Source organism: Caulobacter sp. GW821-FHT11A05 (assembly GCF_058809015.1).
Genome location: NZ_JBXASF010000023.1, coordinates 1 through 15,116 on the forward strand (window position 1 = coordinate 1; position 15,116 = coordinate 15,116).

Sequence of the window (15,116 nt, forward strand, 5' to 3'; positions counted from 1 at the left end):
CCCCCCCCCCCCCCCCCCCCCCCCCCCCCCCCCCCCCCCCCCCCCCCCCCCCCCCCCCCCCCCCCCCCGCGCCGGCTTGTCAGGATGGAGAACGTTCTGGCGCGGACGAAGATGACAGCGTTCAGGATCAACCCGCACCGCCGGTGCTGCCCCCTCCACCACCGGCCCTAAAGTCGGGCCGGCGGTCCCCCTCCCCCGTCGCTTCGCGCCGGAGGAGGAATTAGGCCTTGGCCAGCCGCGCCAACACGCTCAGCACCTTCTCGGCGGCATCGAGCCGCGCCGCCGAGGTGTCCCACTCGCCCTTCACCACGATCTTCTGGTCCGGCCGCAGCTTCCACACCGCCGCGTTCTTGGCGATATGCCCCACCAGCGCCCCGGGGTTCTCGAAGGTGTCGTTCCTGAACTGGATCACCGCGCCCTTCGGTCCGACGTCGATCTTCGAGACATTGGCCTCGCGGCACAGGCCCTTGATGGCGACGACCTTCAGCAGGCTGTCGGTCTCCGGCGGCAACGGACCAAACCGGTCGATCAACTCCGCCGCCAGGGCTTCGCGGTCGGCGGACTTCTCGGCCTCGGACAGGCGGCGGTAGAGGGACAGGCGGACGTTGAGGTCCGGCACATACTCTTCGGGGATCAGCACGGCGGCGCCGGTGTTGATGGCCGGCGACCAGCCGCGGTCGCTGAGCGACTCCTCGCCGGCCCGTTCCTTCAGCGCCGCCACCGCCTCTTCCAGCATCTGCTGGTACAGCTCGACGCCAACCTCGCGGATATGGCCGCTCTGTTCGTCGCCCAGCAGGTTGCCGCCGCCGCGAATGTCGAGGTCGTGGCTGGCCAGCTGGAAGCCGGCGCCGAGGCTGTCGAGGCTCTGCAGCACCTGCAGCCGCTTCTCGGCCGACAGGGTCAGCTGCTTTTCGACCGGCGTGGTCATATAGGCGTAGGCCCGCGCCTTGGACCGCCCCACCCGGCCGCGCAGCTGGTAGAGCTGGCTGAGGCCAAACATGTCGGCCCGGTGGATGATCATCGTATTGGCCGAAGGGATATCCAGGCCGCTCTCGACGATCGTCGTCGACAGCAGCACGTCGTACTGGCCGTCGTAGAAGGCGGTCATCACCTCCTCGAGCTGGGTCGGGGCCATCTGGCCATGGCCGACCACGAACTTGATCTCGGGCACCGAGACGCGGAGGAATTTCTCCAGGTCCGGCAGGTCCTTGATCCGCGGGGTGACGAAATAGCTCTGGCCGCCGCGATACTTCTCGCGCAGCAGGGCCTCGCGCAGGGAAACCTCGTCCCAGGGCATGACGTAGGTGCGCACTGCCAGCCGGTCGACCGGCGGCGTGGCGATGATCGACATCTCGCGGATGCCGCTCAGCGCCATCTGCAGGGTGCGCGGGATCGGCGTCGCAGTCAGGGTCAGCATATGCACGTCGGCGCGAAGCTCTTTCAGCTTCTCCTTGTGCTTGACCCCGAAGTGCTGCTCCTCGTCGACGATGACCAGGCCCAGGTCGCGGAAGCTGACCAGCTTCGACAGCACCGCATGGGTGCCGATGACGATCTCATACTCGCCGTTGGCCAGCCCCTCACGGGTCTCGGCCGCCTCGGCCGCCGGGGCCAGGCGCGACAGCCGGCGGATCTTCACCGGCCAGCCCTGGAAGCGTTCGACAAAGGTCTTGTAATGCTGCCGCGCCAGCAGGGTCGTCGGACAGACCACCGCCACCTGCTGGCCGCTCATGGCCATGACAAAGGCCGCGCGCAGGGCCACCTCGGTCTTGCCGAAGCCGACATCGCCGCAGATCAGCCGATCCATGGGCTTGCCCGATGACAGGTCGGTCAGCACGTCGCCGATGGCGTTGAGCTGGTCTTCCGTCTCCTCATAGGGGAAGCGGGCGCAGAACTCGTCGAAGACGCCGGACGGCGGGTCGATTTCCTCGACCGACTTGGTGGCGCGGGCGGCGGCGATGGCGATCAGGCCCTCGGCCATGACCCTCAAGCGTTCCTTGGCCTTGGACTTGCGCGACTGCCAGGCGGCCCCGCCCAGCTTGTCGAGCTGCACGCCGTCGCCCTCGGCGCCGTAGCGGGTCAAGAGGTCGATGTTCTCGACCGGCAGGTAGAGCTTGGCCTCGCCGCCGTACTGCAGCTCCAGGCAGTCGTGCGGCGCCTGCTGCACCTCCAGGGTCTTGAGGCCCTCGTAGCGGCCGATGCCGTGGTCGATGTGGACGACCAGGTCGCCGGGGGTCAGGGCGCTGGCCTCGGCCAGGAAGTTGGCGGCGCGGCGCTTCTTGCGCGGCCGGGCCAGCCGGTCGCCAAGAATGTCGGTCTCGGAGATGACGGCGAGGTTGTCGGTCTCGAAGCCGTTCTCCAGCGGCAGGACCACCCGCTGCGGGGTCTTGGGATCGTTGGCCTTGGCCGCCTGCCAGTAGCGAGCGACCGGCAGCTTCTTCATGCCGTGGTCGGCCAGCATCGTCCCGAGCCGTTCGGAACTGCCCTCTGACCAGCTGGCGAACAGCACCCGCTTGCCGGCCTCGCTGAGGGCCTTGGCGTGGGCGGCGGTGGCCTCGAACAGGTTGACGCTGTCCTGCTGGCGCTCGGCGGCGAAGGTGCGGCCCAGTTTCGCGCCCATGTCGACGACGGCCGCGCCCTCGCGTTGGAACGGCGTGAACCAGCGGGTGGCGCGCAGACTCATCAGGCCGTCGAATTCCTTGGCCGTCAGGTAGAGGGCGTCGGGCTTCAGCGGCCGGTAGCTGTCCTTGCGCTGGGCGTCGGCGCGGGCGTCGTAGGCGTCGGTGATCACCGACAGCCGCTCTTCGCGGGCCTCCAGGGCCTGGTTGTCGAAGGCGATCAGGGCCTCGTCCGGCAGATAGTCGAACAGGGTCTCCAGCCGCGGGTAGAACAGCGGCAGCCAGTGCTCCATGCCGGCCCGCCGGCCACCGTCGCTGACCGCCGCATAGAGGGCGTCCTCGCCGGGGGCGCCGAACTCGCCGACATAGCCCTTGCGGAAGCGGGCGACCGCCTCCTTGTCGAGCAGCGCCTCGCTGACCGGCAGCAGGCGGATGTCGTGCAGCTGTTTGGTCGAGCGCTGGGTCTCGGGATCGAAGGCGCGAATCGATTCCAGCGTGTCGCCGAACAGGTCGAGCCGCACGGGCTCCTCGGCCGCCGGCGGAAAGACGTCGATCACCCCGCCCCGGATGGCGAACTCGCCGCGCTCGGAAACGGTGGAGGCCCGGTGGTAGCCGTTGACCGCGAAATAGCGTTCCAGGTCGGCGATCTTCACCGTCGCGCCGGGCCGGGTCGAATAGCTGGCCTCGGTGACCGCCTGGCGCGGCGGCACCCGCTGCATGGCCCCGGCCATGGCGGCGACCAGCAGCAGCGGCTTCTTGGCATCGACGCCGGCCGCCAGCCGCGACAGGGTGGCCATGCGCTGGGCGGCGACGCTGGGGGCCGGGCCGACCCGGTCGTAGGGCAGACAGTCCCAGCTGGGGAAATGCACCACCTCGAGCTCGGGGGCGAAGAAGGCCATGGCCCCGATGAAGGCCTCGGCCCGCGCCCCGTCCCGGGCGACGAACAGCGCCGGCCCGCCCCGGGCCCGCAACAGGTCGGCCATGACCAGGGCGCCAAAGCCTTCCGGCGCCGAGGTCAGCTCCAGGCGGCCCTCGGCCTTGGCGATGGTCTTCAAATCCCCATCACGCGCCACGGATGATGCCCTGGCTGGGGTCGAAGGCCTGCAACCGCTTCATCAGGGGGGTGTCGTGCTCGGGCGGCGGCGGTTCCCGGCCGATGATCCAGCCGTAGACGTCCTGGTCGGGGGCATTGAGCAGGGCTTCGAAGGCCGCGAAGTCCTCTTCGCTCAAGGTATGGGCGTGCTGGTCCGCGAACGGCCCCAGAATGAGGTCCATTTCCCGGAAGCCGCGGCGCCAGGCGCGAAGCCGGGCTCGTTTCAGTCGTGCATCGTCCATGAGGAGCGGCGGATATAGGTCGCGCCGACGACGGGGGCTAGGGGGAAAACCCCTGCCGACAGCAGGCGATAATCCGGGGACACTATATAGATTTCCTTGGCTCCCGGTCCGAGCCCACAAAGCGGCGTGCGGAAATCTATATAGTGTCCCCGGATTATCGGCCGCCGCCGCCGGAAGGGTGTTGGCCTGGGCGTGGGGCCAGCCCGCCGACGCCTTCAGGCTTTCAACGCCCGGCCGACACAAGCTATCCACAGGCCCATGAAGGCGCCCGCCAAACGCTCCGGATCGAAGAAAACCCTCAACCTCGCCAACCTGGAGCGGCTGGGGCCCGAGCGGCTGGCCGCCCTGATGATGGAGATCACCGAGGGCCAGGCGGCGATCAAGCGGCGGCTGCGGCTGGAGCTGGCCGGCGAGGCCGGGCCCGAGGACCTGGCCAGTGAGCTCGACAAGCGGCTGGCCTCGATCGCCGAGAAACGCACCCGCATCACCTGGCGCCGCTACGCCGAGTTCGTGCGTGAGCTGAGGCAGCTGCGGGCCGCCATCGCCGGCAAGATGGCGGAGCTCAATCCGTTCGTGGCGCTGGAGCTGCTCTGGCGGCTGCTGGCGCTGGCCGATCCGGTGGTGGATCGCATCGACGATAGCAAGGGCGAGGTCGGGGCCGTCTTCGTCGCTGCCGTGCAGGACCTGGGGCCGCTGGCCATGGCCGCCAAGGCGCGGCCGGCGGGCCTGGCCGACCGGGTGTTCGAGACCCTCACCGCCGACACCGAAGGGCTGATGTCGGGGATCGTCGCCGCCGTGCTGCCGGCCCTCGACGACGCGGCCATGTGGTCGCTGCGCGAGAAACTGACCGGGGCCATCAACCGCCGGGCCCGCACCAGCCCGACCTTGCGCCGCGCCGTACAGCAGATCGCCGACGCCCAAGGCGACGTCGAGGGCTTCATCGAGACCTGGACGCCCAAGGAGCTGGAGGAGCCTCTGGTCGGGGCCCATATCGCCTCGCGCCTGCTGGCCGCCGGCCGGGTGGCGGAGGCCTTCGCCGCCCTGGAGCGCTCGCGGCCGACCGGCGGGGTGCGGACGCGGAGCACGGCCGACTGGGAGCGCGGCTGGCTGGCCGCCCTGGAGGCTGACGGGCGCGAGGCCGAGGCGCAGGAACTGCGCTGGGCGGGGTTCGAGGCGCGCCTCGACGCCGACCTGTTGCGGGCTCACCTCAAGCGGCTGGGCGACTTCGACGACGTCGAGGCCGAGGACCGGGCCATGGCCTTTGCCCGGGGGTATCCGAACGCGGCGATGGCCCTGCGCTTCTTCGTGGAGTGGCCGGAGCCGGCCGAGGCGGCGCGGCTGGTGCTGGGCCGGACGGGCGATCTGAAGGGCGACGCGGTCGACCTCCTGGAGCCGGCGGCGCGGCTGCTGGAGGCGCGCCATCCGCTGGCGGCGGCGCTGGTGCTGCGGGCGATGATCGAGGACACGGCCAAGTGGCGGCGGCACGAGCGCTACGGCTCGGCGCAGCGCTGGCTGCTGGAGGCGGCCTCCCTGGAGCCGCAGATCGACGACCACCAGGGGTTCGGGACGCACGAGGATTTCCTGAGGAAAATCGAGCCCTTGCGACGCTTCTGAGCAATATGTCTAGACATATTCAGGCGCCGTGGAGGCCTGTCCAAGCCCCCGACGGATCGTCGCGCGGCCGGCGTTGGTCGCGCCGGGCAGGCATCAACCAACATTTCCCGCCGGTCGACCAACCCCCAGGCCAACGCCCGGACCCACATTCACGGCCGGTCAGCCCATCGGAAAGCCAACGCCGCCGGGCTTTTCCCGGCTCCGGCGCGGACTCGCGGCATGATGTTGGTCTCTCGCCGGCGCGGTATAATGGTTGGCCGCTTCGATAACCGTTCAGGCGGGCTTTCGGTGTCGGCCTCCCCGCCCCCGCGCTATAGCTTGAGCCCATGCGTCCGGAGATTCTCTTCCCGCTGTTCGCCCCGATCTCGACCCTCAAGGGCGTCGGGCCCAAGGTCGCGCCTCTGGTCGAAAAGCTGGCCGGGCCGCTCGTCCGCGACGTGCTGTTCCTCAAGCCCCACAGCCTGATCCGCCGCAAACCCTCCAGTTTCCTCAGCCTGGTCGACGGCGAGGTCGCCACCCTGTCGGTGGTGGTCAACGACCACGCCCGGCCGCGTGGCCCCAACCAGCCCTGGCGCATCCGGGTCGTTGACGGCGAGAGCGGCTTCGTCACCATCACCTTCTTCAAGGGCCACGGTCCGCATCTGGAGCGCCAGCATCCGGTCGGCGCCAAGCGCATCGTCAGCGGCAAGGTCGAGCGCTTCCACGACAGCTGGAACATCGTCCATCCCGACTACTTCGTCGACGTCGCCCGGGCCGACGAGGTGCCGGAGCTGGAAGCCATCTATCCGGCCACCGCCGGTCTCGCCGCCCGCACGGTGCGCAAGCTGGCGCATGAGGCGCTGGAACGGGCGCCGGAGCTGGCCGAATGGCAGGATCCGGCCTGGCTGGCGCGTGAACGCTGGCCCAGCTGGCGGGCGGCGCTGGAGCAGCTGCACAACCCGCAGAGCGAGGCCGACATCGCCCCGCTGGGGCCGGGGCGCCGGCGGCTGGCCTTCGACGAACTGCTGGCCCACCAGCTGGCCCTGGCCCAGCGCAAGGCCGCCCGCAAGGCCGAGCCAGCCCCGGCCATCCTGGCCGGGCCGATGGCCGACCGGCTGGAAGCGGCCCTGCCGTGGAAGCTGACCGGCGCGCAGATTCGGGCGCTGTCGGAAATCCGCGGCGACCTGCAGGCCGGCGAGCGGATGAGTCGCCTCCTTCAGGGCGACGTCGGCTCGGGCAAGACGGTGGTCTGCACCCTGGCCATGGCCGACGTGCTCGACGCCGGGCGGCAGGCGGCGCTGATGGCCCCGACCGAAATCCTCGCCCGCCAGCATTTCGAGACCATCGCCCCGATGCTGGAGGCGCAGGGGGTGCGGGTCGTGCTGCTGACCGGACGCGACAAGGGCGGGGTGCGAGCCGAGAAGCTGATGGCGCTGATGGATGGCACGGCCGGCGTCGCCGTCGGCACCCATGCGCTGTTCCAGGACGAGGTGAAGTTCCGGGGGCTGAGCCTGGCGGTCATCGACGAACAGCACCGCTTCGGGGTCAATGAGCGCAAGCGGCTGACCGACAAGGGCGAGGGCGTCCACCTGCTGGCCATGTCGGCGACGCCGATCCCGCGCACCCTGGAACTGACGGTGTTCGGCGACCTCGATGTCAGCCGCATCGACGAGAAGCCGCCCGGCCGCACGCCGGTGGCCACCGCCGCCGTCCCCTCCCCGCGCCTGCCGCAGGTGATCGATCGGCTGAAAAAGGCGGTGGCCGAAGGGGCGCAGGCCTTCTGGATCTGTCCGTTGGTCGCCGAGTCGGACGAGCTGGACGTCATGGCCGCCGAGACCCGGGCCACCGAGCTGCGCCAGGTGATGGGTTCACAGGTCGGGCTGGTGCACGGCCAGATGAGCGGCGGTGAAAAGGACGAGGTGATGGCCGCCTTCGCCGAGGGGCGGCTGCCGGTGCTGGTCGCCACCACGGTGGTCGAGGTCGGGGTCAATGTGCCCAACGCAACCATCATGGTCATCGAGCACGCCGACCGCTTTGGCCTGGCCCAGCTGCACCAGCTGCGCGGCCGCGTGGGTCGGGGGCGGCGGGAGAGCGCCTGCCTGCTGATCTACGACCCGCCGCTGGGCGACATCGCCGAACAGCGGCTCGACATCCTGCGCAAGACCGACGACGGCTTCGAGATCGCCGAGAAGGACCTCGAGCTGCGCGGCGGCGGCGATCCGTTGGGCCTCAAGCAGAGTGGCTTCCCGGCCTACCGCCTCGCCGACCCGGCGGCGCACCGCGACCTGATCGCGGTGGCCGCCGACGACGCCCGGCTGGTGCTGGCCCGAGACCCGGACCTGAAGGGCGAGCGCGGACAGCGCCTGCGCCTGCTGCAGGAACTGTTCGACTGGCGGCCGGGCGGGCCTGGGGACTGAATTTTTTCACCGTCATCCCGGCCGTAGCGGAGCGGAGAGCGGGGACCCAGGGGCCGCCGCACAGCACGCGGCCCCTGGGTCCCGGGTCGCCCTGCGGGCGCCCGGGATGACGGATTGGGTTTAGGCCTGGGAAGCCGTCTCCCCATTGGGCAGTTCGCGTAACGTCCGCAGGGGCGAGAAGATTGGGATCAGCCCGGCCAGCACCATGCCGATGACCGCCACCCACATGGCCTCGCGAATGCCGATCGCCTGGCCCAGTCCGCCGCCGATCAGGGCGCCGAGGACGCTCATCGCGCCGCGGGCCACATGGAAGACGGCGCCCGTCCGACCAAGCTTGGCCTGGGCGAACACCGACTGGCGCAGGGTCCCGGCCGGGATCATCGCCGCCACCGCCAGGGCATCGCCGAGGATCTGGCCGATGATCAGGAAGGCCGCGCCGCCGGCTACGCTCGCCGGAGCCAGCGGAATGACCACGGCCGAGGCGGCGGCCGCCAGGCCAAGCCCGATGATGGCGGGGCCAAGGCCCAGCCAGCGGACGGCCAACGGCGCGATCAGGGCCCCCAGCAAGGCTCCGCCGCCGCCGACGGCGATGACCAGGCCCAGGAGATCGGTGGTCAGGCCCAGGGTCCTGATCGCGAACAACAGGTAGAGGGCCGCGAAGAAGCTGCTGAACAGGGTCTGGACGATGGTCATGATCAGCAGCGGCCGGACCAGCGGCTGGGCGAGGACGGCCCGGACGCCGAACATCAGGTCGGAGAACGGGTGCTCGGCCTTGTCGACCGGCTCCGGCGGCGGCTCAGGCGTGCGGATGGTCCACAGGAAGACGGCCGAGACGAGGTAGGTCGCGGCGTTGACGGCCAGGGCGAAGGGGGCGGTCAGGTATTTGAACAGCAGGCCGGCCAGGGCCGGCCCACCGATCTCGGCGATCGACTCGGTGACGCCGAGCTTGGCGTTGCCGTCCATCAGCTGCTCGCGGCCGATCAGGCCTGGCAGATAGGCATGGTCCGCGATGGCGAACATCAGGCCGGCGGCCCCGACGATGGCGGCCACGACATAGAGCTGGGGCATGGTCAGCCAGTGCATCCAGGCGGCGACGGGCACGCTGAGCAGGACCAGCACCCGCAGGATGTCCGTGCCGATCAGGATCGGCCGACGATAGTTCCGATCGGCCCAGCCGCCGGCGAACAGGCCGAGGATGACGCCCGGCCCGATGCTGAGGGCGGCCAGCAGGCCAAGCTGCGCCGGTTTGGCGTCGAGGGTGAGGATAGCGGCCATCGGCAGGCCTTCGCGGGTGATCCGCGAGCCGAAGGCGGAGACGGCCTGCGCCGCCCATAGTTTCAGGAAGTCGCGATGGCGCCAGAGAGACTGGGTCATGGATGGCTTTCGATGGAGTCATGAGGCGTCGCCCCGCGCTGCGGGTGACGAAGGTCCGGGCGGCGCGCCTTTGGCGCCGACGGACTACCGGATGGCGGTGGCCTGCATGGTGTTGACTCCTTTCACGGAAGAGACCGGGAAAGCCCGCGCAGGATGACCACAGTTCGTCCAAACCGCAACCGGTTGACTGACGGTGGGTGAAGGGTCGGAATCGAAGGCATGGACGATCTTCAACAGGCCCTCGCGCCCCTCGCCCCGCAGCTGGCGCCAGGCGCCACGACGGTGGTCAACCTGCGCCGCCTATCCGGCGGGGCCAGCCAGGAGACCTGGGCCTTCGAGACCGACACCGGCGCCCCGATGATCCTGCGCCGCAAGCCGCCCAGCGCCACGGGCAGCGGCAACGCCGTGCCGCTGGCCACCGAGGCCGCCCTGATCCGCGCCGCCGCCGCCAATGGCGCCGCCGTGCCCAAGGTGCTGGCCGAGAGCGCGCCCGGCAGCGCCATCGGCGAGGCCTATGTGATGGCGAGGCTGGAGGGCGAGACACTGGGCAAGCGCATCACGCGCGATCCGCCGTTCGAGGGTATTCGGCCTGGCCTGGCCGCGCAGTGCGGCGCGGCGCTGGCCGCCATCCACGCGGTCTCGCTCGAAGGCCTGCCGCCGCTGGCCACCTCCAACGCCCTGACCGAGCTGGAGAAGTACGAGGCGGTCTACCGCGCCTCGGGGGCCGAGCGGCCGATCTTCGAGGCCGCGCTGCGCTACCTGAAGGACCGCGCCCCATCGCTGGCGACGCCGGTGCTGGTGCATGGCGACTTCCGGAACGGCAACATCATGGTCCATCCCGAGCAGGGCCTGGTCGGGGTGCTCGACTGGGAACTGGCCCACCTGGGCGATCCGGCCGAGGACATGGGCTGGATCTGCATGCGCAGCTGGCGGTTCGGCGGGGCCAAGCCGGTCGGCGGCTTTGGCGACTATGCCGACCTGCTGGACGCCTACGAGGCGGCCGGCGGCAAGCCCGTCCCGTTGGAACGGGTGCTCTACTGGGAGATGCTCGGCTCGCTGAAATGGGGCTGCATGTGCCTGACCATGTACCTGGCCTACGCCAGCGGCGCCGACGCCTCGGTCGAGCGGGCGATGATCGGCCGCCGCACCAGCGAGACCGAAATCGACCTCGTCGCCCTGCTGGAGGCCGCCGCATGATCACCCATCCGACCAGCATCGAGCTGCTTGAAAGCGTCATCCGCTTCATTGAGGAACGGGCGGCCCCGCAGCTGAAGGACCGGGATGCGTTTCACGCGCGGGTGGCGGTGAACGCCCTGGCGGCGATCAAGCGGGAGATCGCCGAAGGAGCGGCGGCCGAGGCGGCGCAGGTCGAACGGATGGCCGAGCTGCTCGGGCATGATGGCGACTGGACGGCGCTGAACAGCGAGCTCTGCGGAAAGATCCGGGATGGCGCGATTGCGCCGACCGACCCGGCGCTGCTGGCCCATCTGAGGGCCTCGATCATCGACCAGGTGAGGATCGACCAGCCGCAGTACGCGGGGCTGAAGACGCTCGCGGGCTAGTCGATCTTGTGGGTCGGCACGGTTCCGACCGAGATCGACTGGGTGATCGGCGGCGCGGCGCTGGCGCCTTCCGGCACGCCGAGCAAGGCCGCCACCCGGGCCTGCGCATCCGCCTCCAGGTCGCCGTAGAACAGGTTGTAGGGCGGCATCCGCAGGCGGTCGGCCCAGCCGCCGGACCGGCGCAACGCTCCCGACTTCGGCCGCGACACCTTCAGGATACCCTCGTCGCACCGGGCATGCACCGCCCGGGCGATCAGCGGCGGCCGTTCGCCCCAGGCCAGGCGCGAGGCGTTGGCCGCGCCGAGGTTGGCCCGCTCCGGCGCTTCGTCATTCGTCGCCGTCCCGGTCAGCGGGTTGACGCACAGGGGCGTCCGGCCGGCCAGGTTGACCAGGGTCCCGTTCGGCCCCCAGACCAGCGACCGCTCGCGGATCCGCCCCCGCTCCACCGCCCCGCCCGACTTCCAGGCCAGCACGCAGCCGGCCTGATAGCGGGCCGTGCAGGCGGCCGGCGGGTGGGTCGGGCCGTAGGCGTCGGCCGGCACCACCGTCTCGATGAAATAGGCCGCCGCCATCCGCTTCATCAGCGCCTCGTCCGGCGCGATCTCCTCGGCCAGCAGCCGGGCGGCCAGCAAACCACCCTGCTCCACCCCGACCAGGATGAAGGGGCGCGTCCCCCCGTACTTGGTCTTCCACTGCCGGAAGGCGCCCAGCACGTCTCCATAGGCGAAGGCCCGCGCCTCCCGCGCGTCCTCGCGCAGGGTCAGCTGGGCGTAGAGGCTGGCCTGGCGGTAGTGGGGCGCGAACACCCGGCCGGCCTTGGCGAACGGTCCGGCGTAGTTGGGCAGCATGACCTCGCGCGTCAGGCGGGTGGCTTTCGAATCGCGGAACGGGCCGTTCCAGTGGTCGCCGCCGTCATAGGTGGTCGGGTGAATGAAGAAGACGTCGGCGACCGGGTCGTCGACCCGCGGCTTGTCCGGCGCTCCCGGCAGCAGAGCCCAGGCCCGCGCCTGGAAATACTTGGGCGCGCCCGGCGGGTCGTAGGTCTGGAACGGCACCCGGGGGTCCAGCGAGGCGCGCAGCACGTCGACGCCATAGACCATCCAGCCAAGGCCAAGCAGCGCCGCGAGCGCCACGGCGCCCAGCGCGATCCAGAGTCGGCGTCCTGTAAGCCACGGCGGCATGAGGTCAGCCTCGCATGCCGCGCCCTGAGGGTTAAGCCCCCTCCTGTTCGATGATGGCGCGGGGGCGATCATGACCCTGAAGCAGGCGCTCGCCGGTCGCTGGACAGGCGCCCGACCTCGTGGGAGGGTCTCGGTTGTATTTCGCAGGCCGCTATCTTGAGGCGTTTCCGACAGGCGGCCAGATCAAACCCGGATCCCAGCCATGACCAATGCTCCCGCCCCGGCGCCGCCCCTCACCCGGCTGCAGAAGATTCTCCAGGCGCTCAAGGCAAAGCTGGGCTCCGGCAACCCGCCGCCCGCGCAGAACGCCGACCCGGGCATATTCTATGAGCCCAAGCCCCAATTCCATGACGTCGAGCCGCCGACCGGCGGCCCGACGTCCTGACCGCGGTTATCGGTACGGGTCGCTCGCCGCCAGGTACCTGGTCACATACTCGGTAATGCCGTCCTCGAGCGGCGTGAACTGGCCCGGGTAGCCGGCCTCGCGCAGGCGGTCCATCTTGGCCTGGGTGAAGTACTGGTACTTGTCGCGGATGCTGTAGGGCATGTCGACATAGTCGATCAGCGGAGCCTTGCCGGCCGCCTTGAACACCGCCTGCGCCATATCCGCGAAGCTGCGCGCGGCCCCCGAGCCGAGGTTGTAGATGCCGTTCACCGACGGCGTCTCCAGGAGCCAGGCGATGACGTCGGCGACGTCGCGCACATAGACGAAGTCACGCAGCTGGCCGCCATCGGCGTAGTCGGGGTTGTGGCTCTTGAACAGCTGGACGGTGTGGCCGGACTTCACCTTCGGGAAGATCTGGGCGGCCACCGACTTCATGCTGTCCTTGTGGTGCTCGTTGGGGCCGTAGACGTTGAAGAACTTCAGCCCCACCCATTGCGGCGGCTTGTAGTCCCGCGCCGCCTGCCGGGCCGCGAAGACGTCGAACAGGGCCTTGGACCAGCCGTAGGCGTTGAGGGGTTTCAGGGCCTTGAGCGCCTCCAGGTCGTCGTCGTCGGCGAAACCGGTGTCGCCGTCGCCGTAGGTGGCGGCGCTGGAGGCGTAGATGAACCGGCGCTGGCGGTCGGCGCACCAGCGGAACAGGTCGCGGCTCAGGCAGAAGTTGGTCTGCATGATCTTGTCGGCGTCGGCCTCGGTGGTCGAGCTGATGGCGCCCATGTGGATGACCGCCTCGACGTCGCGCCAGCGCTTCTCCAGCCAGTCGAACATCTCTTCGGGCGGCACGAAGTCGCCGATCGGGTGCTTGGCGATGTTCTTCCACTTGCCGCCGTCGGCCGTGCCCAGCCAGTCGCAGACCACGACGTCGAGGCTTGGGTCCTCGCAGAGCCTGGCGACGATGTTGGAGCCGATGAAGCCGGCCCCGCCGGTGACAAAGACGATGCGGCGGGTCATTGGGCGGATTCCTTCCCAGTCTGCAGGGGCGATGTCATGCGCGCGATGGCGGCGGAGGTCGAATAGCCGTCGACCAGCGGCGCGAGCTTCACCTCGCCGCCCCACCCCTGAACCAGGTCGTGGCCGACCACGCCCTCGACGGTGTAGTCGGCGCCCTTGATCAGCACGTCGGGCCGGGCGGCCTCGATCAGCTTGACCGGCGTCTCCTCGTCGAAGGCGGTGACCAGGTCGACGCCGGCGAGGCCCGCCAGCACCATGGCCCGGCTTTCCAGGTCGTTGACCGGCCGGCCCTCGCCCTTGAGGGCGCGCACCGAGGCGTCGCTGTTGACCGCCACGATCAGCCGGTCGCACCAGGCCCGGGCCTGGGCCAGGTAGGCGACGTGGCCCTTGTGCAGGATGTCGAAGCAGCCGTTGGTGAAGCCGACCTTGAGGCCCTGCTTGCGCCACTCGGCCGCCTGCTGGGCCATCTGGGCCGGGCTGGCCAGCTTGGCCTCGGCCGGGGCCAGGTGGGCGGCGATCTCCGCCTCGACCAGGTCGCGCGGGGTGGCGGTGGCGGTGCCGGCCTTGCCGACCACCACGCCGGAGGCCAGCAGGGCGAAGCTGACCGCGTCGTCCATCGCCTGGCCGGCCGCCAGGGCCAGCCCCAGGGCCGCCAGGGCGGTGTCGCCGGCCCCGGAGACGTCGAACACTTCGCGCGGCCGGCCGGGGTAGTGTTTCACCCCCTTCCCGCGCACCGCCAGGCTCATGCCCTTGGCCGCCCGGGTGACCAGCACCGCCTTGCAGCGCGACAGTTCCAGGGCGTGTTTCAGCGCCGCCTCGACCTCTTCGTCGGTCTCGGTCGGCATGTCGGTGGCCCGGGCCAGTTCGCTGGCGTTGGGCTTGACGATGTCGGCGGCGCCGTAGCGGGCGAAGCTGCGGGCCTTGGAGTCGACGATCAGCACCACGCCGTTGGCGCGGGCCTCCAGGCAGGCCTCGATGACCTTCTGGGTCACCGCCCCCTTACCGTAGTCCGACAGCAGGATGGCCCCCGCCCCTTCGGCCGCGTAACGCGCCGAGGCGGCCAGCTTTGATTCCGTTTCACGCACGGCCGGCGAGGCGTCTTCCGAATCGACCCGCAGCAGCTGCTGGCCGGAGGCGACGTAACGGGTCTTCACCGTGGTCGGGCGTTTGGCGTCGGTGATCAGGTGCGATTCCAGGCCGGCCTCGGCGCTGATCATCCGCAGGGCTTCCCTGCCCGCGCCATCGTCGCCGATCAGCCCGGCCAGGGCCGCCTTGCCACCCAGGGCCGCGACGTTGCGCGCCACATTGCCCGCCCCGCCCAGCATCGCCGTCTCGCGGCCCAGCGCCAGCACCGGCACCGGCGCCTCCGGGCTGGTGCGGGAAACGTCGCCGTAGACGAAGCGATCGACCATCACATCGCCCACGCAGGCCACGCGGGCGCCGACGATGGCGTCGAGGAGTTTCTGAAGGCCGGCAAGGTCCATGGATCGCAGGCTGTGCTCTTTGACGTTGGGACGGTCAAGACCGCCGGTGGCAGGCTCCCGAATTTGCGAAACCTGTCGAAGCCGGTCATCCATATGGCCAGGACGACCGTATCTTAAAGTGCTTGGCCGGGCTGGAGACAGCCTGGACGTGATTGCCCGAAG

Annotated in this window: 11 protein-coding genes; 5 read left to right on the forward strand and 6 right to left on the reverse strand. The window is 70.2% G+C overall.

Features of this window, described 5'->3' with window-relative positions:
* Nucleotides 1-220 precede the first annotated feature (220 nt).
* A complete protein-coding gene (gene mfd / locus AC1RSK_RS22640; protein WP_492909950.1) occupies nt 221-3,688 on the reverse strand; it encodes a transcription-repair coupling factor in 3,468 nt (1,155 codons plus the stop codon).
* Nucleotides 3,678-3,950: an FAD assembly factor SdhE gene (locus tag AC1RSK_RS22645; protein WP_492909951.1), complete on the reverse strand. Its 273-nt coding sequence runs from the start codon at nt 3,948-3,950 to the stop codon at nt 3,678-3,680. Before AC1RSK_RS22645 ends, mfd begins: the two co-directional genes overlap by 11 nt.
* Nucleotides 3,951-4,208: 258 nt before the next feature.
* On the opposite strand from AC1RSK_RS22645, the gene AC1RSK_RS22650 reads away from it, so the two are divergent.
* Nucleotides 4,209-5,564, forward strand: a complete 1,356-nt coding sequence (locus tag AC1RSK_RS22650) for a DUF6880 family protein (protein ID WP_492909952.1) — start codon at nt 4,209-4,211, stop codon at nt 5,562-5,564.
* A gap of 326 nt (nt 5,565-5,890) precedes the next feature.
* Nucleotides 5,891-7,960, forward strand: coding sequence for an ATP-dependent DNA helicase RecG (gene recG / locus AC1RSK_RS22655; protein WP_492909953.1), 2,070 nt, complete (start codon nt 5,891-5,893; stop codon nt 7,958-7,960).
* A gap of 120 nt (nt 7,961-8,080) precedes the next feature.
* Here the strand turns inward: recG and AC1RSK_RS22660 are convergent, their stop codons facing one another.
* On the reverse strand, nt 8,081-9,334 hold the full coding sequence (locus AC1RSK_RS22660; RefSeq protein ID WP_492909954.1) for an MFS transporter: 1,254 nt from the start codon (nt 9,332-9,334) through the stop codon (nt 8,081-8,083).
* 219 nt (nt 9,335-9,553) lie between these two features.
* On the opposite strand from AC1RSK_RS22660, the gene AC1RSK_RS22665 reads away from it, so the two are divergent.
* Together AC1RSK_RS22665 and AC1RSK_RS22670 are read left to right on the forward strand one after the other, a co-directional pair.
* A complete protein-coding gene (locus tag AC1RSK_RS22665) occupies nt 9,554-10,531 on the forward strand; it encodes a phosphotransferase family protein (RefSeq protein ID WP_492909955.1) in 978 nt (325 codons plus the stop codon).
* Nucleotides 10,528-10,896, forward strand: a complete 369-nt coding sequence (locus AC1RSK_RS22670; RefSeq protein WP_492909956.1) for a DUF6285 domain-containing protein — start codon at nt 10,528-10,530, stop codon at nt 10,894-10,896. Before AC1RSK_RS22665 ends, AC1RSK_RS22670 begins: the two co-directional genes overlap by 4 nt.
* On the opposite strand, the gene AC1RSK_RS22675 is transcribed toward AC1RSK_RS22670, so the two are convergent.
* Complete coding sequence (locus AC1RSK_RS22675) at nt 10,893-12,077, reverse strand: DUF3089 domain-containing protein (protein WP_492909957.1); 1,185 nt, start codon at nt 12,075-12,077, stop codon at nt 10,893-10,895. The two genes, AC1RSK_RS22670 and AC1RSK_RS22675, sit on opposite strands and share 4 nt — an antisense overlap.
* Nucleotides 12,078-12,279: 202 nt before the next feature.
* Between AC1RSK_RS22675 and AC1RSK_RS22680 the strand changes: the two genes are divergently transcribed.
* Entirely contained in the window at nt 12,280-12,462 is a 183-nt protein-coding gene (locus AC1RSK_RS22680) for a hypothetical protein (protein ID WP_492909958.1), read from the forward strand.
* 6 nt (nt 12,463-12,468) lie between these two features.
* Here the strand turns inward: AC1RSK_RS22680 and rfaD are convergent, their stop codons facing one another.
* Nucleotides 12,469-13,470, reverse strand: a complete 1,002-nt coding sequence (rfaD, locus tag AC1RSK_RS22685) for an ADP-glyceromanno-heptose 6-epimerase (protein WP_492909959.1) — start codon at nt 13,468-13,470, stop codon at nt 12,469-12,471.
* Complete coding sequence (gene rfaE2, locus AC1RSK_RS22690) at nt 13,467-14,954, reverse strand: D-glycero-beta-D-manno-heptose 1-phosphate adenylyltransferase (RefSeq protein WP_492909960.1); 1,488 nt, start codon at nt 14,952-14,954, stop codon at nt 13,467-13,469. Before rfaE2 ends, rfaD begins: the two co-directional genes overlap by 4 nt.
* Between the last annotated feature and the right edge of the window lie 162 nt (nt 14,955-15,116).

Bases quoted from the DNA above. Each gene is read 5' to 3' on its own strand.
- AC1RSK_RS22645 (WP_492909951.1), bottom strand. From the start codon at position 3,950: ATGGACGATGCACGACTGAAACGAGCCCGGCTTCGCGCCTGGCGCCGC.
- AC1RSK_RS22650 (WP_492909952.1), top strand. From the start codon at position 4,209: ATGAAGGCGCCCGCCAAACGCTCCGGATCGAAGAAAACCCTCAACCTC.
- recG (WP_492909953.1), top strand. From the start codon at position 5,891: ATGCGTCCGGAGATTCTCTTCCCGCTGTTCGCCCCGATCTCGACCCTC.
- AC1RSK_RS22660 (WP_492909954.1), bottom strand. From the start codon at position 9,334: ATGACCCAGTCTCTCTGGCGCCATCGCGACTTCCTGAAACTATGGGCG.
- AC1RSK_RS22665 (WP_492909955.1), top strand. From the start codon at position 9,554: ATGGACGATCTTCAACAGGCCCTCGCGCCCCTCGCCCCGCAGCTGGCG.
- AC1RSK_RS22670 (WP_492909956.1), top strand. From the start codon at position 10,528: ATGATCACCCATCCGACCAGCATCGAGCTGCTTGAAAGCGTCATCCGC.
- AC1RSK_RS22675 (WP_492909957.1), bottom strand. From the start codon at position 12,077: ATGCCGCCGTGGCTTACAGGACGCCGACTCTGGATCGCGCTGGGCGCC.
- AC1RSK_RS22680 (WP_492909958.1), top strand. From the start codon at position 12,280: ATGACCAATGCTCCCGCCCCGGCGCCGCCCCTCACCCGGCTGCAGAAG.
- rfaD (WP_492909959.1), bottom strand. From the start codon at position 13,470: ATGACCCGCCGCATCGTCTTTGTCACCGGCGGGGCCGGCTTCATCGGC.
- rfaE2 (WP_492909960.1), bottom strand. From the start codon at position 14,954: ATGGACCTTGCCGGCCTTCAGAAACTCCTCGACGCCATCGTCGGCGCC.